The following is a 23,389-nucleotide window of genomic DNA, read 5'->3' as shown; positions in this document are numbered from 1 at the left end:
TGTGCGAAGAAGTCTCACCCTGTTCCTGTCGCTCGCGGTGGCCGGTGGCCTCGCCGCGACCGTGCCGGCCACGGCGTCGGCACAGGACCGCCAGGACATTCCGCAGTCGCACCCGTTCTGGGCGAACCCACAGGCCAAGGTCGCCGACACCGCGCCGGCGTCGAAGCTGAACTTCCGCGTGTACCTGAACCAGCGCGACCAGGCGGGTGCCGAGTCGGCGGCGCAGGCGGTGTCCGATCCGGACAGTCCGTCCTACCGGAAGTTCCTGAGCCCCGACCAGGTCCGCGACCGCTTCGCCGCCGCGCAGTCCACTGTGGACTCGGTGAAGCAGTGGCTCACCGGCGGCGGGTTCAGCGTCGGTGATGTGCCGACGAACCGGGCGTACGTCGAGGCGACCGGCACCGCGGACCAGGTGCAGAAGGCGTTCTCGGTCAAGCTCGGCAAGTACGCCGTCAAGGGCCGGACGCTGCGGGCGGCCGACAAGGAACTGTCCGTGCCCGCGTCGCTGGCGAAGGACGTGCTCGGTGTCATCGGTGTCGACCAGGCGACGAACCTGCTGAAGCCGGATCACACCGACGGCTCGGACACTGTGAAGACGCAGTCCGCCAAGCCGGGCGATGTGCCGCCCGCCAAGGGTTTCCGCAACTCCGGGCCGTGCAGCACCTACTACGGCGAGAAGATCGATACCACCGACCCGGCGTACAACGGCAAGCAGCTGCCGTACGCGCCGTGCGGGTACACCCCGGCCCAGCTGCGCTCGGCCTACGGCGTCGACCAGGCCGCGCGATTCGGCGCCGACGGCAAGGGCACCACGATCGCGATCGTGGACGCCTTCGCGTCGCCGACCATCTACGCCGATGCCAGCGAGTACGCCAAGCGCAACGACCCCGAGCACCCGCTGAAGGCCTCGCAGTTCTCGCAGAAGATCTTCCCGCCCACCCCGGGCTCGGAGGCTCCGGACCAGTGTGACGCCGCGGGTTGGTACGGCGAGGAAACCCTCGACGTCGAGGCCGCGCACGGGCTCGCCCCCGGCGCGAACATCCTCTACGTGGGTGGCGCGGACTGCCAGGACCTTTCGCTGGACCAGGCGCTGAACTACGTCGTCGCGGATCACCGGGCCGACATCGTCTCGAACTCCTACGGCGACACCGGCGAGGACCTGCCGCCCACCGAGATCAAGGCGTTCAACCAGATCGCGGTCCAGGCCGTGCTGCAGGGCATCGGCGTCTACTTCTCCTCCGGCGACAACGGCGACGAGGTCGCCCGGCTGGGCACGCCTTCGGCCGACTTCGCCGCCTCCTCGCCGTGGGTCACCGCTGTCGGCGGCACCAGCCTCGCGGTCGGCAAGGACGGCAAGCGGATGTTCGAAACCGGGTGGGAGACCGGCAAGTCCAGCCTGACCAACGGCACCTACACGCCGGGCTTCCCCGGCGCGTACACCAGCGGTTCCGGTGGCGGCACGAGCCGTCAGTTCGAGCAGCCCTTCTACCAGAAGGGTTCGGTGCCGGACGCGCTGTCGACGAAGAACCAGAAGGGGAACAAGAAGGGCCGCGTCGTCCCGGACATCTCCGCGATCGGTGACCCGAACACCGGGTTCCTGGTCGGCCAGACGCAGACCTTCCCCGAGGGCGCGCACTACGATCAGTACCGGATCGGCGGCACGAGCCTCGCGTCGCCGGTGTTCGCCGGGATCATGGCCGTCGCCGACAGCTTCGACCACTTCCACCACGGGTTCATCAACCCGGTGATCTACAAGCTGACCGCGCGGACCTCGGCGATCAGCGACGTGCAGCACGTGGACGGGGCCGTGGCGCGGGTCGACTTCGCCAACAGCGTCGACGCTTCGGGCGGCCTGCTCCACTCGGCGCGGACGTTCGACTACCCGAACCTGACCATCCACACCACCAAGGGCTACGACGACGTCACCGGCCTCGGCTCGCCGAACGGCCTGCTGTTCCTGATGCTCGTCTAGACCGAAGGCTGGGCTGAAGGGGACTTTCCTCGCATCGGATGCGAGGAAAGTCCCCTTCAGCGCAGCGGGATCGTGGTGGAGACGCAGGTTCCGGCGTCGGCGTGGCTGTGCACGTACAGCTCGCCGCCCAGCGCCCGCACCCGGTCCCGCAGCCCGGCGAGCCCGGTGCCGCCGTCGATGTCGGCGCCGCCGACGCCGTCGTCGGCGACCTCGACCCGCAGGCCCTCGCCCTCCACCGCGATCTCGACCCGCACGTGGTCGGCCTTGGCGTGCTTGAGCGCGTTCGTCAGCGCTTCGGACGTCAGGAAATACGCGGTGGCTTCGACGGCCGCGTCGAGCCGGGGGACCTCGCTCACCGCGAGTTCGACGGACACCGGGGTCCGGTCCAGCAGCGAGCGGACCGCCGCGACCAGGCCCGCCTCGGTGAGGATCGCGGGCCGGATACCCCGCGCCAGCTCCCGCAGTTCGGTGATCGCCGACTGGAGTTCCGCGACCGTCCCGGCGAGCAGCGTGCGCACCTCGGGCCCGAGGTCGGTGCCGAGCCGCCGTTCGGCCATCCGCAACAGCAGGACGACGCTGACGAGCCGTTGCTGGGCGCCGTCGTGCAGGTCGCGTTCGATCCGGCGGCGTTCCTCGTCGCCCGCGGCCACGATGCGCGCCCGCGACGCCTGCACCTCGGCCAGCCGTTCTTCGAGTTCCGCGGCGAGCCGCTGGTTGTCCAGCACCAGCCCGGCGGCCGCGTTGAGCGCGTCGATCGACCGGCTGTCCTTCCACACCTGGTCGTCCTGCACCAGTGCGGCCAGCCCGGTGCCGTCGCGTTCGAGCAGCAGCCGGATCATCTCGGCGTTGCCGACGCGCGAGCGGAGGACACCGAGCAGGAAAGCCAGCGGCCACAGGCAGAACGCGACCCGGTAGACGTCCAGCAGCGGCTCGGCCAGCGGGTGATGGGGGCCGAGCGCGCTGCCGACCGCCGAGGCGAACGCGCCGATGAGCGCGATCGCGACCGCGGGGTGGAGCAGCCGCCGCTGCGGCAGCCGCCCGGTGAGCCAGCGGTAGAGCAGGATGACGACGACGCCGGCGCCGGTGAGCGCGCCGACGAAGTCCAGCACCCGCACCGCGACGTCGTAGACGGCCGGCTTGGACACCACGGAGGCGAGGTCCCGCGGATCGTTGCCGAACACGATCCGGAGGGTGGCCGACGCCAGCACGGCCGCGTACGCCGCGACGACGACCAGCCGCTCCCATCGCGAGCGGAGCCCGCCGCGCGGGAAGGCGAGCACGAGATGCGCGATCATCGGGCTGGACGCCGCGGTCAGCGCCAGCCCGACCGTGTAGATCACCGGATTCCGCGAGAACTGCAGGTCCTCGCAGAACAACGCCACGCCGACCATGGCGATCAGCGCGCCGATCCGGTTCTCCGGGCGGCGCACGTGGGCGACGGCACCCGAGACCAGGAAGAGCGAACCGGTCAGCGTGCTCAGCGTGGTGTCGAACGCGGAGTGCCCGCCGTCCTGGATCTTCAGGGTCGCCGCGACGATCCCGAGCGCGAACCCGGCGATCAGCACGCCGGTCATGATCAGCGTCCGAGGGTGTCTCGCCGCCACTTGTCGTACCCTCCCGGTGCCTGTGCCGAAGAGACCCCGCAGCCCATCGCACCGGCTACCCATGATTCGCGGGATCGACACGTTCTGTTACACAGTGCGGGCCGGTGTAAGTCGCGAATGGACGTTTGACCTGGTGAGTACGTCCCGGGCACCGATGTCAAGGATTCTCACGAGATTTCCCGGGATGCGGATGACTATGCGGCTGGGTGGGTGAGCGTGCAACTCTCGGGCGGCCCTCCCGACCGTCCCCGTGAAAGGCACGTCGAAAGTGCGTACCCACCACAGATCCCGAGTCCTGGCCACGGTGCTCGCCGCCCTGACCGTCGCAGCGGGGCTCGCGGGCTGTTCCCGGGCCGACAGCTCCTCGGGGCCCGCCCAGAACCAGGGCGCCGCCGCCGAGGTCCGGGTCGGGTACTTCCCGAACGTGACGCACGCCCCGGCGCTCATCGGCACGAAGAAGGACTTCTTCGCCAAGGAGCTGGGCAAGACCAAGCTCACCACGCAGACGTTCAACGCGGGCCCGGACGAGGTCAACGCGCTGCTCGGCAACTCCCTCGACGTCGCCTTCATCGGCTCCGGCCCGGCGATCAACGCCTTCACCAAGTCCAAGGGCACGATCCAGCTGGTCTCCGGTGCGGTCTCGGGCGGCGCGCAGCTGGTCGTCAAACCGGACATCACCAGCGTCGAGCAGCTCAAGGGCAAGACCATCGCGACCCCGCAGCTCGGGAACACCCAGGACGTCGCGCTGAAGAAGTTCCTGGCCGAGAAGAAGCTGACCGACCAGGTCAAGGTCACCGCGATGGACAACCCCAAGACGCTCGACACCTTCAAGAAGGGCGAAGTCGACGGCGGCTGGCTGCCCGAGCCGTGGTCGTCCCGGCTCGTCGCCGACGCCGGCGCGAAGGTACTTGTTGACGAGAAAAGCCTGTGGCCGCAAGGAAAGTTTCCGTCCACTGTGGTCATCGTGCGCAGCGAGTTCCTGCAGCAGCACCCCGAAACGGTGCGTGCGCTGCTGAAGGGCGAACTGGCCGCGATCGACTGGGCGAAGACGAACCCGGCCGAGGCGAAGACCGTCGTCAACGGCGCGCTCAAGGAACTGGCGGGCAGCACGCTCGGCGAGGCCGTACTCGACCGCGCCTTCTCCGGCATCGAGCTGACCACCGACCCGGTCGCCGCGCAGTTCCCCCAGCTCGCCAAGGACTCGGTGACCGCGGGGATCGTGAAGGAGGCCGTCAACCTCAAGGGGTTCGCCGACTTCGGCCCGCTCAACGAGGTGCTCAAGGCACAGGGACAGCCCGCCGTCAGTGCCCCAGAACTGACCAAGTGACCGGAGGCCAGCGATGACCACGACCCTTTCCGTCCCGAGCCTGTCCACCGAGGCCGCGGTCCGGCTCGACGGCGTGCGCAAGGCGTTCGGCCCCACCGGTCGCGCGGTCGTCGCGCTCGACGGCGTGGACCTGACCGTCGAGCCCGGCGAGTTCGTCTGCCTGCTCGGCGCGTCCGGCTGCGGCAAGAGCACGCTGCTCAACCTGGTCGCGGGCCTGGACCAGCCGAGCTCGGGTGAGATCACGCTGAACACCTCGCGGCCCGCGGTGATGTTCCAGGAGGCCGCGCTGATGCCGTGGCTCACCGCGGCCCGCAACGTCGAGCTGCCGCTGCGGCTGGCCGGGTTCGGCCGCGCCGAGCGCCGGGAGAAGGTCGCCGAGCTGCTCGACCTCGTCCGGCTGGGCGGCGCGGGCGGCAAGCGGCCGCACGAGCTGTCCGGCGGGATGCGCCAGCGGGTCGCGCTGGCCAGGGCGCTCGCCGCGACGCTGCGTACCGGTGAGGACCAGGGCCAGGCGTTGTTGCTGATGGACGAGCCGTTCGCCGCGCTCGACGCGATCACCCGCGACGTCCTCCAGGGCGAGCTGCTGCGCGTCTACCGCCGTACCGGGACGTCGGTGCTGTTCGTGACGCACGACGTGCGCGAGGCGGTCCGGCTCGGCCAGCGCGTCGTGTTGCTGTCGTCGCGCCCGGGACGCGTGGTGCGTGAGTGGCGTGACGTGCCGTCGGCCGACGTCGAGGAGCTGACCGAGGAGATCACCGCTCACCTGCGCGAGGTGATCAGTACCCATGCCGCGGCCTGACCGGCTCGTGACCGAACCGGACAGCAGCGCCCGTTCCGACATCGACAGGGTCGAAGCGGGCCTCGACACCCTCGACACGCCGGTCGGGGAGCAGCGGCCCTCGGCCGGTCGCCGGTTCGTGCGCAGCGTGCTGCCTCCGCTGGTCGCGCTCGCCCTGCTCATCGTGCTGTGGCAGGTGTTGTGGGCGGCCGCGTTCTGGCCCGAGACGACCTTGCCCGCGCCGCTGGCGGTGTGGGACAAGTTCTGGGCGACCGTCGTCGACGGCAGTGTGTTCGGCTTCGTCTGGACCTCGGTGCACCGCGCCGCGCTCGGCTTCGCGGCCGGGGTCGTCCTCGGGACGCCGCTGGGCCTGCTGGTGGCCAAGGTGCGTGTGGTGCGCGCGGCGATCGGCCCGCTGCTGACCGGCCTGCAGAGCCTGCCTTCGGTGGCGTGGGTGCCCGCCGCGGTCATCTGGTTCGGTACCAAGGACGCCGCGATCTACTTCGTCGTGCTGCTCGGCTCGGTGCCCTCGATCGCCAACGGCCTCGTCGCGGGCATCGACCAGATCCCGCCGATCCTGCCGCGCGTGGGCAAGGTGATGGGCGCCAACCGGCTCGCGGCCGCGCGGCACATCCTGCTCCCGGCCGCGCTGCCGGGTTTCCTCGCGGGACTCAAGCAGGGCTGGGCGTTCTCGTGGCGTTCGCTGATGGCCGCCGAGCTGATCGCGCGCTCGCCCGACCTCGGGATCGGGCTCGGCGCGTACCTCAACGAGGGCTCGTCGTTCAACGACATGCCGACCGTGATCGCCGCGATCTTCCTCATCCTGCTGGTCGGGATCGGTATCGAGCTGATCGTGTTCCGCCCGCTGGAGCGCGCCGTGCTGCGTGCGAGAGGACTCACTGCTTCTCTTTAAGGGCAAGAATGTCGTCTCGCACAATGCGGCGGGCAATACTCGGTGAATGCGTGAGCTTTCGCTGGGCAACACCGACCTGCAGGGGAACCCGGACCTCCGCTGGGACGCCGACGTCGTCATCGTCGGCGGCTCGGTCGCGGGCGCGGTGACCGCGCACGCCCTCGCCGAGTACGGGCTCACCTCGATCCTGCTCGAACGCGCGGTCGAGTTCCCCGAGCTGAACCGCGGCGACACCATCCAGCCGCTGAGCCTGGGTTTCCTCGACCGCTGGGGTGTGCTGCCGGAGATCGAAGGACTCTCCGGCTATCCCGTGTCCGGGTCCGGGTTCTTCCACCGGAAGCACGGTTTTCTCGGCTCCTGGGACTTCGAGGGTCTGCCGGGGCCGTTCCAGCATCAGATCATCCTGCGGCACACCAACTTCCACCGCGCGCTGTACGCCGCGTTCGCCGCGAAACCGGATCTGGTGCGCGTATGCCGTGGCGCGCAGGCGAACACGGTGCTGGTCGACGGCGACGACGTCGTCGGTATCGGCGGTTCCATTGCCGGACAACGCTTTCACGCGCGCGGGAAGCTGGTCGTCGCGGCGGACGGCGCCCAGTCGAAGCTGGCCCGGTTCCTCGGGATCGAGGTCGAGGAACCCTACCTCTACGAGCACGAGTACCTGATGCTCTCGTGCCCGCGGCCGCGCGTGCCCGAGCTGGAGCACCGCTCGATGCGGTACGTCGGCAAGGACGGGCTCACCATGCTCATCCCGCTCGACGGCGGCGAGCAGGTCCGAATCCCGTTCCAGATCGAGTCGGCGGACGCCGGCCATTGGCGGTCGCTGCCGCCGGAAAAGCTGCGGGACCGGCTGCTCGAACGCGCGCCGATCCTCGAACCGGTCGCCACCCCGGACGTCATCACCGACGGCACGCACTCCTACCGCATCCATCTGCGGCACGCGAAAAGCTATGTGCGCCACCGGGTTTGCCTCGTCGGGGACGCCGCGCACGTCGTGCCGCCGACGGTCGGGCAGGGCATGAACATGGCGATGCTCGACGCCGAGGTCCTCGCCGCGGTCGTCAAACGCTGTGTCGACGTCGAGGGCGTGAGCGACGCTTCGCTCGGCCGGTACGAACAGGCGCGGCGCCCGGTCAACGTGGCCGCGCTCGCCGCTTCGCACGAGCAGACGTTGCGGCAGGCCGCCACCGGCCCCGAGATCGACGAGCATTGCGTGGCCGATCATGCCTGGCTCGCCGATCCCGATCGCAGAAGGGAAATCGCGCTGCGGGTGGCGGGGATGCTCAATCCGACGTCGCGTGATCTCGATTTCGAGGTGGCGTCGTGACGGACATCGTGAACGACGCCGGGACGATCGCGGCCAGGATCGAACGGCTCCCGTTGTCACGCTGGCACGTCAAGGTGCGCCTGCTCATCGGGGTGGTGACCTTCTTCGACGGCTTTGACCAGCTCCTGATCGCCTACGCGCTGCCCGCGATCCGGAAACAGTACACTTTGGACACCGCGGACGTCACGCTCACCATCACCGCCGGATCGGTCGGCATGCTGGTGGGTGCGGCGCTGTCCGGATATCTCGCCGACCGGGCGGGCCGGGTGCGCACGCTGACCTGGTGCCTGCTGCTGTACGCGCTGACCAGCGCGCTCGCCGCCGCGGCCCCGGAGATCGGCTGGCTGCAGGCGGCGCGGTTCCTGCAGGGCGTCGGTATCGGCGGCGAGGTGCTGGTGGCGGCCGCCTACATCAACGAAATCGTCGGCGCCACGCGGCGCGGACGGTACGTCCTGGTCTACGAGCTGGCGTTCGTCTTCGGTCTCGCCGCCGCCTCGCTCGTCTCGACGTGGGTGGTCCCGGCGTTCGGCTGGCGGGTCCTGTTCCTGATCGGCGCGCTTCCGGTGGTGCTCGCGTTCGTCCTGCCGAGGCAGGTCCCGGAGTCGCCGCGCTGGCTGGCGGCCAGGGGACGGACGGCCGAGGCGTCCGGGATCGTCGACGAGCTGGAACGCCGGGCCGTCGCGCAGTTCGGCACACTGCCCGAGGTCGCGCCCGTAGCCGTCGCCCCGGCGCCCCGCCCGCGGCTGGCCGACCTGTTCACCGGCAGGTATCTGCGCCGGACGCTGGTGGTCTCGGTGCTGTGGTTCGTGGCGTTCCTGGTCAACTACGGCCTGACGTCGTGGCTGCCGACGATCTACACCACCGTGTATCACCTCCCGCTGGACACCTCCCTGCGGTACAGCATGATCACCATGGCCGCCGGGCTGGTCGGCTGCGTGGTCCTCGCCCTCACCGTCGACCGGGTGGGGAGGCGGCCGGGGCTGGCCGTCTGCCTGCTCGGCGGCGCGCTGGTCCTCGGCGTCGCCGCGTGGGTCCATCCCGCGACCGGGTACGGCGTGATGTTGTTCGTCTCGGCGGCGTCGATCTTCGTCTTCGCGGTGAACCTCGGCCTCAACCTCTACGGGCCGGAGCTGTATCCGACGCGCAGCCGGGCGCTCGGCGCGAGTGTCGGCGGGATCTTCGCGCGGCTGGGCGTGATCGCCGGGCCGGTGCTCACCGGCGCGCTGGTCGACACGGGCGGCATCGCGCCGGTGTTCGCCGTGCTCGCCGCCGCGGGTGCTCTTGGCGGTCTGGTCCTGGTGTTCTTCGGCGTCGAGACCGCTCGTCGTCCGCTGGAGTCCCTTTCCCCGTAACGACTTCCGGCTTCGGGGAACCGGACGGGGGTGGCGCGCGTTGTCATTACCTACGGGACCGTAAGTTACGGCTTCGTAGGTTCGCCGCCACGTCCCGGAAGGAATCCCGCATGACGGTCTCCGACACCACCCGCCTGATGTTCGAACTGGAGGGGACAGTCGAGGAGAACCTCAACCGGCACCTCGCGATGGCCCAGGAGTGGATGCCGCACGAGTTCGTCCCGTGGAGCGAGGGGAAGAACTTCGCCGAGCTGGGCGGCGAACCCTGGGATCCGGAGCAGTCGCGGGTGTCGCCGGTCGCGCGGACCGCGCTCGAGGTCAACCTGCTCACCGAGGACAACCTGCCCAGCTACCACCGCGAGATCGAGCGCGCGTTCGGCCGCGAGGGCGCGTGGGGGACCTGGGTGCACCGCTGGACGGCCGAGGAGGGGCGGCACGGGATCTGCATCCGCGACTACCTGCTGGTCACCCGCGCGGTCGATCCGGTCGAGCTGGAGCGCATGCGGATGGAGACCATGCAGGCCGGGTACGACAGCGGCGACAAACCGCTGCTTCACGTCTTCGCCTACGTCTCGTTCCAGGAGCTGGCGACGCGGCTCTCGCACCGCAACACCGGCCGGTACACGAAGGACCCGCTGGCCGAGAAGCTGCTCGCGCGGGTGGCCACCGACGAGAACCTGCACATGGTCTTCTACCGGAACCTGGTGAAGGCCTCGCTGGAGATCGCCCCGGACGCGATGATGCGCGCGATCGCCGACGAGGTCCTGACGTTCGCCATGCCCGGCGCGGTGATCCCGAGCTTCGCGCGCAAGGCCGCGCTGATCGCCAAGGCCGGGATCTACGACCTGCGCATTCACCACGACGACGTCGTCATGCCGCTGCTGCGGTACTGGAAGGTGTTCGACCTCGAAGGCCTCGGGGAGGTCGGCGAGACCGCGCGAGAGGAACTCGCCGCCTTCCTCAAGGGGCTGGACACGCAGGCGGCGCGGTTCGAAGAGCGCCGCGACGCCGCGGCCGCGCGGGCGGCGGCCCGAGGTGCCTCGGCGACCTGACGGGTCCGGGCCGCTTCCGGATGTCGCGAACGCTCCGTTCGGGACGTTGAGCGTCGCGTACGCGTCGTTCGCGGCAGGAGCACGGCCCGGATTCGCCGCTGGGAAAGGTCCGTGAATGCCACATTGAGGGACTCAGAGTCCCTCAATGTGGCATTCACGGACAGCGGGACCTCCGCCGCGGGCGGTGGCGTGCCGGGCGGTGGGTTCTGTTCGCGGGGCGAGGATGCGACAAGGGCTCCCCTCGGTGCGTTGGATGCATCGGGGGCGGGCCCCCGGGCATCCAAACCACCCAAAGGGGGCCACGGGACAAACCGCCCCGTTGAGCGGAGCCGCTAAGACCTACCTGCCAGTGCGGCGGGAACCAGCGCGGGTGCCTGCCGAGAACGCGGCCGCACCGCCCCGGCGTGCACCACCGGACGAGGCCGCACCGCTGCGGCGTCCGCCGCTTTCGGCCTGCCGCTGCGAACCCTGACGCTGGGCACCGCGCTCAGCACCCTGACGCTGCGAGCCCTGACGAGCCGAGCCGCCCTGCGACTGCCCGCGCCCACGCCCCTGACCACCCGAACGGCCCTGACCGCCCGAACGCCCGGGCTGCTCCTCCCGCCGAGCCTGGCCCGCTGCCCGCGAGCGCTGTCCGCCGCGATTGCCCTCGGACCGGCGGCCCGCCGGCTTCGCCGCACCGGACGCCGACACCTTCTTCGGCCGGTTGTCGACCACCGGACGCACCTGCTTGACCAGCGTCCGCTCGCCGGGCGCCAGCTCGGCCAGCAGCGGGTGGCCGGGGCCGAGCTGCGTGGTGGTCGGCTTGATCCCGGCCTTGCGGGCCAGATCGCGGACGTCGCGGACCTGCTCGTCGGTCATCAGCGTCACCACGGTGCCCGACGCACCCGCCCGCGCCGTCCGGCCCGAGCGGTGCAGGTACGCCTTGTGCTCGACCGGCGGATCGGCGTGGATCACCAGCGTGACGTCGTCGACGTGGATGCCGCGGGCGGCGATGTCGGTGGCCACCAGCGTCTTCGCCGACCCGGAGGAGAACGCTTCCAGATTGCGCGTCCGCGCGTTCTGCCCGAGGTTGCCGTGCAGCTCGACGGCCGGGACCCCGGACGCGTTGAGCTTGCGGGTCAGCGCCTTCGCGCGGTGTTTGGTGCGGGTGAACACCAGCGTCCGGCCTGGCGCGGCGGTCAGGTCGACGAGCACCGGCAGCCGGTGCGTCTCCTCGACGTGCAGCACGTGGTGGGTCATGGTCGAAACCGGCGACTGCGCCGAGTCGACGCTGTGCAGCACCGGGTCGTCCATGAACTTCTTGACCAGCACGTCGACGCCGGCGTCCAGCGTCGCCGAGAACAGCAGCCGCTGCCCGCGCTCCGGCGTCGCGGCCATGATGCGCCGGACCTCGGGCAGGAACCCGAGGTCGGCCATGTGGTCGGCCTCGTCGAGCACGGTGATCTCGACGTCGTCCAGCTTGGCGACGCCCGAACGCATGTGATCGGCGAGACGGCCGGGGCAGGCGACGACGATGTCGACGCCGTCGCGCAGCTTCGAGATCTGGGGGTTCGCGCTGACGCCGCCGAAGACGGTCATCGTGCGCAGGCCCAGCGCCTTGCCGAGCGGCAGGATCGACGCCTCGATCTGCGTCACGAGTTCCCTGGTCGGCGCGAGAATCAGCGCGCGCGGACGGCCAGAGCGGCGCTTGGCGGGGTTGGCGGCCAGCCGGGCGAGGACCGGCAGCACGAAGCCGTAGGTCTTGCCGGAGCCGGTGCGGCCGCGGCCGAGCACGTCGCGCCCGGCGAGCGCGTGCGGCAGGGTGGCGGCCTGGATCGGGAACGGGGTGGTGATGCCCTGCTCGGCCAGCGCGCGCACCAGCGAGGTGGGCAGGCCGAGTTCGGCGAAAGTCGGTACGTTCATCGTGGGTACGGGCGCGCGGCGCCCTGTTTCTCCATTGCTGAGAAGGGTTGTCCTGCCCGGCGCAGACCCCGTGGTCGCGGCGCGTGGTCACTGAACAACATGTAGACGCGGTCCGAGGCAGAACTGAGCGGACCGCGTAATCAGTATATCGGGTGAGGGTGGCGCCCAGCACGTGAGATTGCCCGCACCGGTCCCGCTTGCTAAGTTACCGCTTAGTAACGTCACACACTTCGGGAGCGTGGATGAGCACGGCGCAGTTGCTGAACCCGGGTACCTACGACCCGAAGCACTTCGACGCGGAAACGCGCCGCCTGCTGCGTGCCACCATCGACTGGTTCGAGCAGCGCGGCAAGCGCAAGCTCGCCGAGGACTACCACGAGCGGACGTTCTACGCCGACTTCCTGGAGTTCGCCGGGAAGGAAGGTCTCTTCTCGACGTTCCTGACGCCGGCCGCGAACGCCGACGGGAACCCGGACAAGCGGTGGGACACCAGCCGCGTCGCCGCGCTGTCGGAAATTCTCGGCTTCTACGGGCTCAACTACTGGTACCCGTGGCAGGTCACCATCCTCGGTCTCGGCCCGGTGTGGCAGAGCTCGAACGAGGTCGCCCGCAAGCGTGCCGCCGACGCGCTGGCCGCCGGCGGCGTCGGCGCGTTCGGACTGTCCGAAAAGGACCATGGCGCGGACATCTACTCCTCGGACATGGTGCTCACCCCGGACGGTGACGGCGGCTACCGCGCGACCGGCTCGAAGTACTACATCGGCAACGGGAACTGCGCGCAGACCGTGTCGGTCTTCGGCCGCATCGAGGGCATCGAAGGCCCCGAGCAGTACGTCTTCTTCTACGCCGACTCGAACCACCCGAACTACCACGTCGTCAAGAACGTGGTGCCGTCGCAGATGTACGTCGCCGAATTCCGGCTCGAGGACTACCCGGTGCGCGCCGAGGACATCCTGCACGTCGGCGCGGAGGCGTTCAGCGCGGCGCTGAACACGGTCAACATCGGCAAGTTCAACCTGTGCTTCGGCGGGATCGGGATGTCGACGCACTCGCTGTACGAGGCGATCACGCACGCGCACAACCGCGTTCTCTACGGCAAGCCGGTGACCGATTTCCCGCACGTGCGCAGGGAATTCGTCGAGGCGTACGCGCGGCTGACCGCGATGAAGCTGTTCTCCGACCGCGCCGTGGACTACTTCCGCTCGGCGAACCCGGACGACCGCCGCTATCTCCTGTTCAACCCGATCACCAAGATGAAGGTGACCACCGAGGCGCAGCGCGTCATCGGCCTGGTCGCGGATGTGGTGGCGGCCAAGGGTTTCGAGGCCGACACCTATCTCGCGATGGCGAAGAACGACATCGACGGCCTGCCCAAGCTGGAGGGCACCGTCGCGGTGAACCTCGCGCTCATCGCGAAGTTCATGCCCGCCTACCTCTTCGCCCCGCAGGACTACGCGCCGGTGCCCACCCGCACCGACGCCGCGGACGACGAGTTCCTTTTCCGCCAGGGCCCCGCGCGCGGGCTTTCGAAGGTCCGCTTCCACAACTGGCGCGAGGCCTACGAAAAGTTCGCCACCATCCCGAACGTCGTGCTCTTCACCGAGCAGGCGGGCTATCTGGTGAAGCTGCTGACCGAGGCCACCCCGGACGAGACACAGCAGGCCGATCTCGACTTCGGCCTCGCGCTGACCGAGCTGTTCACGCTGATCGTCTACGGCCAGCTGATCCTCGAACAGGCCGAGATCACCGGGCTGGAAACCGATGTCATCGACCAGATCTTCGCGGTGCTGGTGCAGGACTTCAGCGTCGCCGCCGTCGACCTCAACGGCAAGGCGAGTTCGACGGAGCCGCAGCAGGCTTTGGCGCTGGCGTCGGTCCGCAAGCCGGTCGTGGACGCCGAACGCTTCGACCGCGTGTGGGCCCAGGTCCGCGGCCTTTCCGGTGCCTACGCCATGAATCCTTAACCCTCAGGGAAATCCCCGAGTCCCGGTCATCCCGCAGGCTGATGACGTCGAGGGCCGCGGTGCCCCATGATCGCCCGGAGTCCGGGAGATCGGGGGAGACGCATGCGACGGCTGTGGGCACTGGTGCTGACCGCGACGACGGGGGCCGCGCTGGCCCTCGCTCCCACCACGGCACAGGCCGCCGAGGCCGGGATCGCCTGGCGGAAATGCGGTGACCAGGGCGCCGAATGCGCGTCGCTGCGCGTGCCGCTCGACTGGGCGAACCCCGGCGGGCAGCGGATCACGCTGGCGCTGAGCCGCCTCAAGGCCGCCGACCCCGCGCGCCGGGCCGGGACGTTGTTCGTCAACCCCGGCGGGCCGGGTGGCCCGGCGGTGCCGCTGGTCCGCGACGCGCCGGGCGAGTTCTTCCCGCAGGACTTGCGGGACCGGTTCGACATCGTCGGCATGGACCCGCGAGGCGTCGGCGAGAGCGTTCCCGCGATCGCCTGCGAGAAGCCCACGCTGAACCCGAAGATCAGCCAATTTCCGCGTAACCGCACCGAATACGACCGGCTGGTCGCCTATAACCGCGATGTCGGAGAAGGCTGCCGGCGAGCGACCGGCCCGTTGATCGACCACGTGGACACGATCAGCGCTGCCCGGGATGTCGAGGTCGTCCGGAGCGCGCTCGGCGTCGACAAGGTCACCTGGCTCGGCCTGTCCTACGGCACCCTGCTCGGCGCCACCTACGCGCAGCTCTACCCGGTGCGCGTGCGCGCCGCGGTGCTCGACGGCGCCGTCGACCACACCATCGGCTCGCGCCGCATGGCCGCCGACGAAGCACGAGTCACCGACGACGTCTTCGGGAAGTTCGCCGACTGGTGCGCTGCCGAGAAGAGCTGTGCGATGCACGGCCGGGACGTCGTCGCCGAATATCGCGCACTGCTCGAAAGGGCCGCCAAAAAGCCGATCCCTTCGAGGGAATCCGCGGACGGCGCGACCGCGGACCAGATCGGCTACGGCACCTACTCGGCGCTCACCGAAGTACCGAGGCGGTGGAAGGAACTGGCGGAAGCGATCAGCGGCGCCGTCGCGCCCGACCCCGACGCGGGGATTTTCGCCCGGGTGAAGGGAAATGACGCCGCCTACCGGGTCATCGCCTGCCACGACTTCCCCTCGGACGTCCGCGGCTTCGCGGATTTCGCCGCGCGGGAACGGGAAGCGCGCCGGATCGCCCCGGTGACCGGAGGCTACGTCGAAGCCTGGGACGTCCAGGCAGGCTGTCTCGGCTGGCCCGTCCGGCCCGCGAATCCGTGGGGCCCGACGCCGGTGCGCGGCACGCCGCCGATCCTCGTCGTCGGCGGTGAACACGATCCGGCGACGCCACACCCGTGGGCTGTCGGCCTCGCGAGCCAGATCGCCGGGGCGAAACTGCTGACCTGGAACGGCGTCGGCCACACCGGCTACTTCAACGACGAAGCCACCCAGCGCCGCGAAATCGCCTACCTGGTCAACGGCTCTTGAGCGTCGCGACCGGTTAGGGCGACACCGGGCCGGCTATCGGCGGGGACGAGCGCCCCAATGCGGCATTGGGTGCGTTGGACGCAGCGAATGTGGCATTGGGTGCGTTGAGCGCAGCGAACGCCACATTGGGGCGCATGACCACCGCACAACTCGAACGCGGAGCACGAGGGCTGGTGAGCGTTGCGTCCGTGAGAACCAGAACCGGTTAGAACCGCTGGCAGCACTCGCGAGTCTTGACGCCGGGGTGGGCCAGCAACTGCGGGACGCGCTCCGGCCAGTGCTCGAAGTGCCACCACTCGTTGTCGTAGGTGCGGTAGAGGTCGTAGCGCGCACCGTGTTCCTCGAGCCACAGGGCGCCCTCGCGTGGGCGGACATCCAGCGCGACACCCTTGACGTGACTGGATTCCGACGGCGGCAGCACGAGCGTGCGCGCCGAGGCCGACGAGCCGGAGCGGCGCACCTCCTCGTCGAAAAGTTGTTGCTGCGTCTGGTGATCGCGGTACCCCGAGGTGAGGCCGAGCAGCTGGCCGTGGCCCCAGAGCGCCTCGGTGCGCGCCGCGATGAAGGCGGCCTTGGCGTCGTCGGCGAGTCCACTGAGGTCCTCGGCGGGGAAGCGCAGGCGGAGTGCCCATTGGCACGCCAGCTCGCGAGCACAACCGGGACGTCCGGCGAACGCGATCGGCAACAGGAATACGGCCAGTACCACCGTGATCACGGAGAACAACCGGTCACGGGCGATGTGCTGCTCGCTCACGGCGCCCACCACCGGCGCCGCTCGAAGCGCACGAATCGTCTCACCTGTGCTTGTGAAGTCTTCGCCACCGCAATACCCTTTCCCCGACAGCCCGGAAGCCCAGGGCCTCATGGCATCGTCAGGAGAAGGCGGCACGGCCCACAAGCGATCCGGTCTTATCGGTTGTCAGGGGAGCCCGAACGGGCAAGCCGGGAACGCGAAAAGCAACCTGACCGGGACGTATGCGTCCGAGGAGTAGCGCTATTCCTTCGGGGCGAGGAGCTGGGCCATCAGCTCGGACGCGTCGACCCAGACGGTTTGCTTGCTGATCCGGCCCTCCCGGAACTCGCACAGGTGCAGCACGCGATAGGTGACGTCCCGGCCGCCGCCCTCGACGCCGAAGATCGTCCCGATGGCCTTCGCGGTCATGACGCTCTCGGTGAACAGCAGGTTCTCGCCGGACGCCTGCCGCGCGACGGTGATACACGCGTCGCCGAGTTCTTCGAAGGCTTCCTCGTAGCGCCGTCGGATGGACTCGTGGCCGTGACGCCGACCGTACGGGTCGCCGACGACCTCGTATTCGGCGTCTTCGGTGAACAGGGCGACCAGTCCGTCGATGTCCCTGACGCGGTGCGCGTGGATGAAGGAGCCGAAGACCGAGGCCATCTCGTCGGGCGTCATGGTTTGAGGAGGTGCGATCCCTTGGCGATGACGTCCCGGACCGCGGCGGCCGTGGCCTCCGCGCCGAGACCGGTCGAGTCGACGGCGTGGTGCTCCAGCTCGCCGAGGTCGGCGAACTGCCGGTGCATCGCGCGGACGGGCTCCGGATCGGTCAGCTCGTCGGTGCCCCGGCCGCTGGCGCGGTGCACGGTGGTGGCCTCGTCCGGCCGCAGGACGACGTAGTGCAGTGGGACGCCGTGCTGTTCGGCGGCGGCGCGGAACGGGTCGAGGAACCACGGCCCGACGACGCCGTCGCAGAACACCTCGTACCCGCCCCGCGCGTACCCGGCGGCGGCCTGCGCGAGGACGTCGGTGACGACCTCGTTCTGCTGCTGGGCCTCGGGAAGGTAGGGGAGGATCGCGCCGTTGCGGATGTACGCGTAGAAGTCGTCCGTGTGCAGGTGGACGCTGGGGGAGACGGCGTCGGCGAGCAGACGGGCGATGGTGCTCTTACCGGCGCCGGGCGGCCCGGTGAGGACGATGACTTGGCTCAACGCTGCGCTTTCAGGAACGCGGACCACGCGGCGGCGGGGACGGTGAGCGTCCCGCCTTGGCGGTCCTTGGTGTCACGGACTCCGACCACGCTCGGCGCCACAGCCACCTCGACGCACTCAGTTTGCGAGCCGCTGTAGCTCGACTTGTGCCAAGCGACTTCGAGGCAGTTGGTCTGTGAGCCGCTATAGCTGGATTTGAACCATGCCACCTCGACGCACTCTCCTTGGGAACCGCTGTAGTTGGACTTGCGCCACTGAGCGTCAGCAAGGCTCATCGTGTTTCACCCTTTGCCGTAGTCCGCTGCAACCGAGGCGAGGAACTTCACCGAATCGGCTGGTCCCAACGCTGTCTGGATCAGCGTATCGGTTGCCTCGTGAAACGGGTCCACCTCCTCGGGCTCGTCCAGGAACAGCGAGGAACGCTTGTGTTCCAAATGCACGATCGTGCGGTCCTTGGCGAACTCCAGCACCACATACGTCCCGTCGAGCCCGGTGTGCGAACCCAAGGAAAACGGGACCACCCGCACGTCCACGTGTGGCTTCGTCGTGGCCACATCGATGATGTGCTGCACCTGCGCGATCATGACCGCTCGATCGCCAACAGGCCTGCGCAGCGCTGCTTCGTCGATGATCGACAAGTAAGCCGGGGGCCGTGCCTTGGAAAGTACGGCCTGTCGTCCCAAGCGGGTCGCGACCATCGCCTCGCGCTCCGTGCCGACCACGCCGGTGGCCGCCATGATCGCGCGGCAATACTCAGCGGTCTGGAGCAAACCGGGGATGCGCAGCATCGAGACGTGAACGATCCGGGTGGCGTCGGCTTCGAAGCGGATGAGGGCCGGAAGTTGTTCGGGCAGGGGGGTTCCGCTCGTCTCCCACCAGCCCGGCAGATGCTGTTCCCGCGACATGGCCATGAGGCGTTCGCGCTCGGGGCCGATTACTCCGTAGACCACGCACAGCGCGGCCACGTGCTCCGGCTCGATCTCCTTGCCGCCGTTCTCCAGCCGGTTCAGGGTCGCGGCCGACATGCCGAGTTTCTTCGCCGCGTCCCGCGTGTTCAGTCCCGCGGCGGCTCGCAGCGCCGCCAGATCGTGGGCCAGGCTGCGCATCCGGGCGGAACCGTGTTTCCTTGTCATGGCACCCGATCTCACCAGCGATGATGCGCTCCGCGCTATCACACGATCGGATGCCCTGTTTCATGTACTGAGATGCGTCACCCGATGGCAGGGTGATGAACCATGACACCTGAGGAAGACCGCTCCATCGCCCGGGAAGCCGCGCGGACCCCGCTCACGGTACGCCTGACCCGCGATCAGGCTGGCGCCATGATGCGCACCTGGGCCCGCGACAACCCGCCGAAGCGCTTCGCGGTGTGCTCGTTCGCCGAGGACGAGCGCGGCCACGACTGCGCCCTCATCGCGTGGGGCCTCGAATTCGACGATCACCTGATGGCGCAGTCCGTTGACAGCCGGGTACACGGCACGTTCAGTTCACCCGATTCCCTGCTTGCCGTCCTCGGCAACCCCGCCACCCTCGAACTGGTCCGCCTCGACCCCGCCGCCAGCGTTCCGTGAATGCCACATTGAGGGAATCAGAGTCCCTCAATGTGGCATTCACGGACCATCGGGATCTACTTCTTGTAGCCAGCGCGGCGGAGGGCGTCGGCCATGGCACCGCCGCCGCCGAAGTCGTTGCCCCGGCCCCCACCGCGGCCACCCTGCTGGCCACCGCGGCGCTGGCCCTGGCCACCGCCCTGACCGCGACCACCGCCGCCGCCCTGGCGGCCACCACCCTGACCGCCACCGCCGCGACGGTCCTGCGAGCCGGAGCCACCGGCGCCGGGCTCGTCGTCGAGGCGCAGCGTCAGCGAGATCCGCTTGCGCGGCACGTCGACGTCGAGGACCTTGCACTTCACGATGTCGCCGGGCTTCACGACCTCACGCGGGTCCTTGACGAAGTTCTTCGACAGCGCGGAAACGTGCGCGAGACCGTCCTGGTGCACGCCGACGTCGATGAACGCGCCGAACGCGGCGACGTTCGTGACCACGCCCTCCAGCGTCATGCCCGGCTTGAGGTCGGAGATCTTCTCGACGCCGTCGACGAAGGTCGCGGTCTTGAACGCCGGACGCGGGTCGCGGCCCGGTTTGTCCAATTCGGACAGGATGTCGGTGACGGTCGGGAGCCCGAAGGTCTCGTCCACGAAGTCCGCCGGGCGCAGCTTCTGCAGCGTCCGGGTGTTGCCGATCAGCTCGCGGATGTCCGAGCCGGTGGTCGACAGGATCCGCCGCACCACCGGGTAGGCCTCGGGGTGCACGGACGAGGAGTCGAGCGGGTCGTCGCCGTCCGGGATCCGCAGGAAGCCGGCGCACTGCTCGAACGCCTTCGGGCCGAGCCGCGCGACGTCCTTGAGCGCGGTCCGCGAGCGGAACGGCCCGTGCTGGTCGCGGTGCCCGACGATGTTCTCGGCGAGGCCCGTCGTGATGCCGGAAACGCGGCTCAGCAGGGGAGCGGACGCGGTGTTGAGGTCGACGCCGACGGCGTTCACGCAGTCCTCGACGACGGCGTCGAGCGAGCGCGACAGCGAGACCTCGGAAAGGTCGTGCTGGTACTGCCCGACACCGATCGACTTCGGGTCGATCTTGACCAGCTCGGCCAGCGGGTCCTGGAGGCGCCGCGCGATGGAAACCGCGCCACGCAGGGAAACGTCGAGTTCCGGCAGTTCCTGCGAGGCGAAGGCGGACGCGGAGTAGACCGACGCGCCCGCTTCCGAGACGACGACCTTCGTGAGCTTCAGGTCCGGGTACTTCTTGATCAGCTCGCCGGCGAGCTTGTCGGTCTCGCGCGAGGCGGTGCCGTTGCCGATCGAGATCAGGTCGACCTTGTGCCGGGCGCAGAGCGCGGCGAGTTCGGCGATCGAGGCGTCCCACTTGTTCGCGGGCTGGTGCGGGTAGATCGTGTGCGTCGCGACGACCTTGCCGGTCGCGTCGACGACGGCGACCTTGACGCCGGTGCGGAAGCCGGGGTCGAGACCCATCGTCGCGCGGGTCCCGGCGGGGGCGGCGAGTAACAGGTCACGCAGGTTCGACGCGAACACGCGCACGGCGTCGTCCTCGGCGGACTGGCGCAGCCGCATCCGCAGGTCGATGCCCAGGTGCAGGAGGATCTTGGTGCGCCAGGCCCAGCGCACGGTGTCAGCGAGCCACTTGTCGCCGGGACGGCCCTCGTTCGCGATGCCGAAGCGCTGCGCGATGCGCTGCTCGTACTCGGTCGGCCCGACGCGCGGCTCCTCGGTGGCCTCTTCCGACTCCATCGTGAGGTCGAGGATTTCTTCCTTCTCACCACGGAACATCGCGAGGATGCGGTGCGAGGGGAGCTTGGTGTACGGCTCGTCGAACTCGAAGTAGTCGGCGAACTTGGCGCCGGCCTCGGCTTTGCCCTCGCGGACCTTGGAGGCGAGCCGCCCCTGCGTCCACATCTTCTCGCGCAGTTCGCCGATGAGGTCGGCGTCCTCGGCGAAGCGCTCGACGAGGATCGCACGGGCGCCGTCGAGCGCGGCCTGCGCGTCCGCGACGCCCTTTTCGGCGTCGACGAACACCGCGGCGGCGGCCTGCGGGTCGGTGTTCGGGTCGCCGAGCAGCCCGTCCGCGAGGGGCTCCAGCCCAGCCTCGCGGGCGATCTGGGCCTTGGTGCGGCGCTTCGGCTTGTACGGGAGGTAGATGTCCTCCAAGCGGGACTTCGTGTCCGCCGCGACGATCTGCGCCTCCAGCTCGTCGGTGAGCTTGCCCTGGGTGCGGATCGAGTCGAGCACCGCGACGCGGCGTTCGTCCAGCTCACGCAGGTAGCGGAGGCGCTCCTCGAGCGTGCGCAGCTGCGCGTCGTCGAGCATGCCGGTGACTTCCTTGCGGTACCGGGCGATGAACGGCACCGTCGAACCGCCGTCGAGCAGGTCGACCGCGGCCTTGACCTGCCCCTCGCGCACCCCCAGCTCTTCGGCGATCTTCTGCTCGACCGACTGCACGCTCACTGCCACGCTCCCGCTCCGCCTATGGATGTGTGCTCTGATCCTGCACCGTCCTGATCCAGCATTGTGCCGTCCGGCCGGTGCGACGTTCGGACTGGGCCTCCCGGGCTAGTCCCTTGACACCCATATTGGTCTAGTCCATTTTGGGGGGACTCAGTTCACCCATTCGTGGAGGCCAACGTGGTCCTCAAACCCAGGAACGCTCTCCTCGCCCTCTTTTCCACGCTCGCGCTGTGTCTCGGCGTCACGCTCACGTTGAGTGGAAGCGCTTCCGCGGCGAACATTCTGTCCAACCCGGGATTCGAGGCCGGGACGCTTTCCGGTTGGTCCTGCACCGGCACGTCCGCCGTGGTGACCAGCCCGGTGCACAGCGGCCAGGGCGCGCTGAGCGCGACCCCGGCGGGCCAGGACAACGCCCAGTGCTCCCAGACCGTCACCGTGCAGGCGAACACCGCCTACAAGCTTTCGGCGTGGGTGCAGGGCAGCTACGTCTACCTCGGTGTTTCCGGCACCGGCGGCTCGGACACCAGCACCTGGACGCCGGGCGCGTCCGGCTGGCAGCAGCTGTCGCTGAGCTTCACCACCGGCGCGTCGACGCAGGTCACGGTGTATCTGCACGGCTGGTACGGGCAGCCCGCCTACTACGCCGACGACGTCAACCTCGACGGCCCCGGCACACCACCGACAACGACGGCTCCGACCACTCCGACGACTACTGTTTCTACGACGCCGCCGACCACGACCACGACCACCACGCCGCCGACCGGCTCGCTGCCCAAGCACGTGCTGACCGGCTACTGGCAGAACTTCTACAACGGCGCGAAGGCGTTGAAGCTGGCGGACGTCCCGAGCAGCTACAACATCGTCGCCGTGGCCTTCGCCGACGCCGACCCGAGCAACCGCGGCGGGGTCACGTTCACCCTCGATCCCGGGCTTTCCTCGCAGCTCGGCGGGTACACCGACGCGCAGTTCAAGGCCGACATCAAGACGCTCCAGTCGCGCGGGCAGAAGGTGATCCTTTCCGTCGGCGGGGAGAAGGGCACGATCAGCGTCGGCGATTCTTCGGCGGCGTCGAACTTCGCGAGCAGCATGAAGTCACTGATCGCGCAGTACGGCTTCGACGGCGTCGACATCGACCTGGAGAACGGCATCAGTGCGACGTATATGGGTTCCGCGCTGCGCAGCATCCACGCCGGCGGCGGCACGGTGATCACCATGGCGCCGCAGACCATCGACATGCAGTCGACGTCCGGTGGGTATTTCCAGCTGGCGCTGAACGTCAAGGACATCCTGACCGTGGTGAACATGCAGTACTACAACAGCGGCGCGATGAACGGGTGCGACGGGAACGTCTACTCGCAGGGCACGGTGGACTTCCTGACCGGGCTCGCCTGCATCCAGCTCAAGGGTGGTTTGCGCGCGGACCAGGTCGGCCTCGGCCTGCCCGCGTCGTCCCGGGCGGCGGGCGGCGGGTACCAGTCGCCGTCGAACACCGTGTCGGCGCTGAACTGCCTGGCCAAGGGCACTTCGTGCGGGAACTTCAAGCCGCCGGCCACGTACCCGGAGATCCGCGGCGCGATGACCTGGTCGATCAACTGGGACGCCTCGAACGGCTACTCCTTCGCCACCACCGTCCGCTCCGGCCTCGACACCCTCCCCTAACCGCTCGCCTCCCTCCCGCGGAAATGCCGTTAAGGCCACCTTACGGGCGTCTGACGCCCGTAAGG

Annotated in this window: 19 protein-coding genes; 11 read left to right on the top strand and 8 right to left on the bottom strand. The window is 69.3% G+C overall.

Annotation, left to right across the window (positions count from 1 at the left end; all coding sequences use genetic code 11):
• Window position 1 precedes the first annotated feature (1 nt).
• Window positions 2-1,972, top strand: coding sequence for a protease pro-enzyme activation domain-containing protein (locus ACFW0G_RS02035; RefSeq protein ID WP_378322772.1), 1,971 nt, complete (start codon window positions 2-4; stop codon window positions 1,970-1,972).
• 56 nt (window positions 1,973-2,028) lie between these two features.
• On the opposite strand, the gene ACFW0G_RS02030 is transcribed toward ACFW0G_RS02035, so the two are convergent.
• Window positions 2,029-3,546, bottom strand: a complete 1,518-nt coding sequence (locus ACFW0G_RS02030; protein WP_378323124.1) for a sensor histidine kinase — start codon at window positions 3,544-3,546, stop codon at window positions 2,029-2,031.
• 298 nt (window positions 3,547-3,844) lie between these two features.
• On the opposite strand from ACFW0G_RS02030, the gene ACFW0G_RS02025 reads away from it, so the two are divergent.
• From ACFW0G_RS02025 to ACFW0G_RS02000, 6 genes are all read left to right on the top strand, one after another.
• Window positions 3,845-4,903: an ABC transporter substrate-binding protein gene (locus tag ACFW0G_RS02025; RefSeq protein WP_378322771.1), complete on the top strand. Its 1,059-nt coding sequence runs from the start codon at window positions 3,845-3,847 to the stop codon at window positions 4,901-4,903.
• Between the two features lie 13 nt (window positions 4,904-4,916).
• Entirely contained in the window at window positions 4,917-5,702 is a 786-nt protein-coding gene (locus ACFW0G_RS02020) for an ABC transporter ATP-binding protein (protein WP_378322770.1), read from the top strand.
• Window positions 5,689-6,594, top strand: coding sequence for an ABC transporter permease (locus tag ACFW0G_RS02015; protein ID WP_378322769.1), 906 nt, complete (start codon window positions 5,689-5,691; stop codon window positions 6,592-6,594). The genes ACFW0G_RS02020 and ACFW0G_RS02015 overlap by 14 nt, the downstream gene beginning before the upstream one ends.
• A gap of 46 nt (window positions 6,595-6,640) precedes the next feature.
• Window positions 6,641-7,921: an FAD-dependent oxidoreductase gene (locus ACFW0G_RS02010; RefSeq protein ID WP_378322768.1), complete on the top strand. Its 1,281-nt coding sequence runs from the start codon at window positions 6,641-6,643 to the stop codon at window positions 7,919-7,921.
• Window positions 7,918-9,273 carry an MFS transporter gene (locus ACFW0G_RS02005; protein ID WP_378322767.1) on the top strand — a complete coding sequence of 452 codons (1,356 nt, stop codon included), beginning with the start codon at window positions 7,918-7,920 and terminating at the stop codon, window positions 9,271-9,273. The genes ACFW0G_RS02010 and ACFW0G_RS02005 overlap by 4 nt, the downstream gene beginning before the upstream one ends.
• Window positions 9,274-9,383: 110 nt before the next feature.
• Window positions 9,384-10,325: an acyl-ACP desaturase gene (locus ACFW0G_RS02000; protein ID WP_378322766.1), complete on the top strand. Its 942-nt coding sequence runs from the start codon at window positions 9,384-9,386 to the stop codon at window positions 10,323-10,325.
• 339 nt (window positions 10,326-10,664) lie between these two features.
• Here ACFW0G_RS02000 and ACFW0G_RS01995 read toward each other — a convergent pair whose 3' ends face one another.
• Entirely contained in the window at window positions 10,665-12,230 is a 1,566-nt protein-coding gene (locus ACFW0G_RS01995; protein WP_378322765.1) for a DEAD/DEAH box helicase, read from the bottom strand.
• A gap of 242 nt (window positions 12,231-12,472) precedes the next feature.
• On the opposite strand from ACFW0G_RS01995, the gene ACFW0G_RS01990 reads away from it, so the two are divergent.
• Entirely contained in the window at window positions 12,473-14,194 is a 1,722-nt protein-coding gene (locus ACFW0G_RS01990) for an acyl-CoA dehydrogenase (RefSeq protein ID WP_378322764.1), read from the top strand.
• A gap of 102 nt (window positions 14,195-14,296) precedes the next feature.
• A complete protein-coding gene (locus tag ACFW0G_RS01985; protein WP_378322763.1) occupies window positions 14,297-15,697 on the top strand; it encodes an alpha/beta hydrolase in 1,401 nt (466 codons plus the stop codon).
• Window positions 15,698-15,902: 205 nt separating this feature from the next.
• On the opposite strand, the gene vanY-N is transcribed toward ACFW0G_RS01985, so the two are convergent.
• The 5 genes from vanY-N to ACFW0G_RS01960 all read right to left on the bottom strand — a co-directional run bounded on the left by vanY-N (window position 15,903) and on the right by ACFW0G_RS01960 (window position 18,750).
• Window positions 15,903-16,451, bottom strand: coding sequence for a D,D-peptidase/D,D-carboxypeptidase VanY-N (vanY-N, locus tag ACFW0G_RS01980; RefSeq protein ID WP_378322762.1), 549 nt, complete (start codon window positions 16,449-16,451; stop codon window positions 15,903-15,905).
• 240 nt (window positions 16,452-16,691) lie between these two features.
• Window positions 16,692-17,111: a nuclear transport factor 2 family protein gene (locus ACFW0G_RS01975; protein ID WP_378322761.1), complete on the bottom strand. Its 420-nt coding sequence runs from the start codon at window positions 17,109-17,111 to the stop codon at window positions 16,692-16,694.
• Window positions 17,108-17,644 carry an AAA family ATPase gene (locus ACFW0G_RS01970; RefSeq protein ID WP_378322760.1) on the bottom strand — a complete coding sequence of 179 codons (537 nt, stop codon included), beginning with the start codon at window positions 17,642-17,644 and terminating at the stop codon, window positions 17,108-17,110. Before ACFW0G_RS01970 ends, ACFW0G_RS01975 begins: the two co-directional genes overlap by 4 nt.
• Window positions 17,641-17,919, bottom strand: coding sequence for a DUF397 domain-containing protein (locus ACFW0G_RS01965; RefSeq protein WP_378322759.1), 279 nt, complete (start codon window positions 17,917-17,919; stop codon window positions 17,641-17,643). Before ACFW0G_RS01965 ends, ACFW0G_RS01970 begins: the two co-directional genes overlap by 4 nt.
• Window positions 17,920-17,925: 6 nt before the next feature.
• Complete coding sequence (locus ACFW0G_RS01960) at window positions 17,926-18,750, bottom strand: helix-turn-helix transcriptional regulator (RefSeq protein ID WP_378322758.1); 825 nt, start codon at window positions 18,748-18,750, stop codon at window positions 17,926-17,928.
• Window positions 18,751-18,879: 129 nt separating this feature from the next.
• Between ACFW0G_RS01960 and ACFW0G_RS01955 the strand changes: the two genes are divergently transcribed.
• Window positions 18,880-19,215 (top strand): hypothetical protein, encoded by a 336-nt coding sequence (locus tag ACFW0G_RS01955; protein ID WP_378322757.1) that lies wholly within the window; start codon window positions 18,880-18,882, stop codon window positions 19,213-19,215.
• A gap of 56 nt (window positions 19,216-19,271) precedes the next feature.
• On the opposite strand, the gene ACFW0G_RS01950 is transcribed toward ACFW0G_RS01955, so the two are convergent.
• Window positions 19,272-21,665 carry a Tex family protein gene (locus tag ACFW0G_RS01950; RefSeq protein WP_378323123.1) on the bottom strand — a complete coding sequence of 798 codons (2,394 nt, stop codon included), beginning with the start codon at window positions 21,663-21,665 and terminating at the stop codon, window positions 19,272-19,274.
• Window positions 21,666-21,842: 177 nt separating this feature from the next.
• Here ACFW0G_RS01950 and ACFW0G_RS01945 point away from each other — a divergent pair, with 177 nt between their 5' ends.
• On the top strand, window positions 21,843-23,324 hold the full coding sequence (locus ACFW0G_RS01945; protein WP_378322756.1) for a chitinase: 1,482 nt from the start codon (window positions 21,843-21,845) through the stop codon (window positions 23,322-23,324).
• Window positions 23,325-23,389: the final 65 nt, after the last annotated feature.

It is taken from the genome of Amycolatopsis sp. NPDC058986, from assembly GCF_042741125.1.
GTDB lineage: Bacteria > Actinomycetota > Actinomycetes > Mycobacteriales > Pseudonocardiaceae > Amycolatopsis.
The sequence above is the reverse complement of the archived record's forward strand: the minus strand, read 5'-3'. Positions and strand labels throughout refer to the sequence as shown.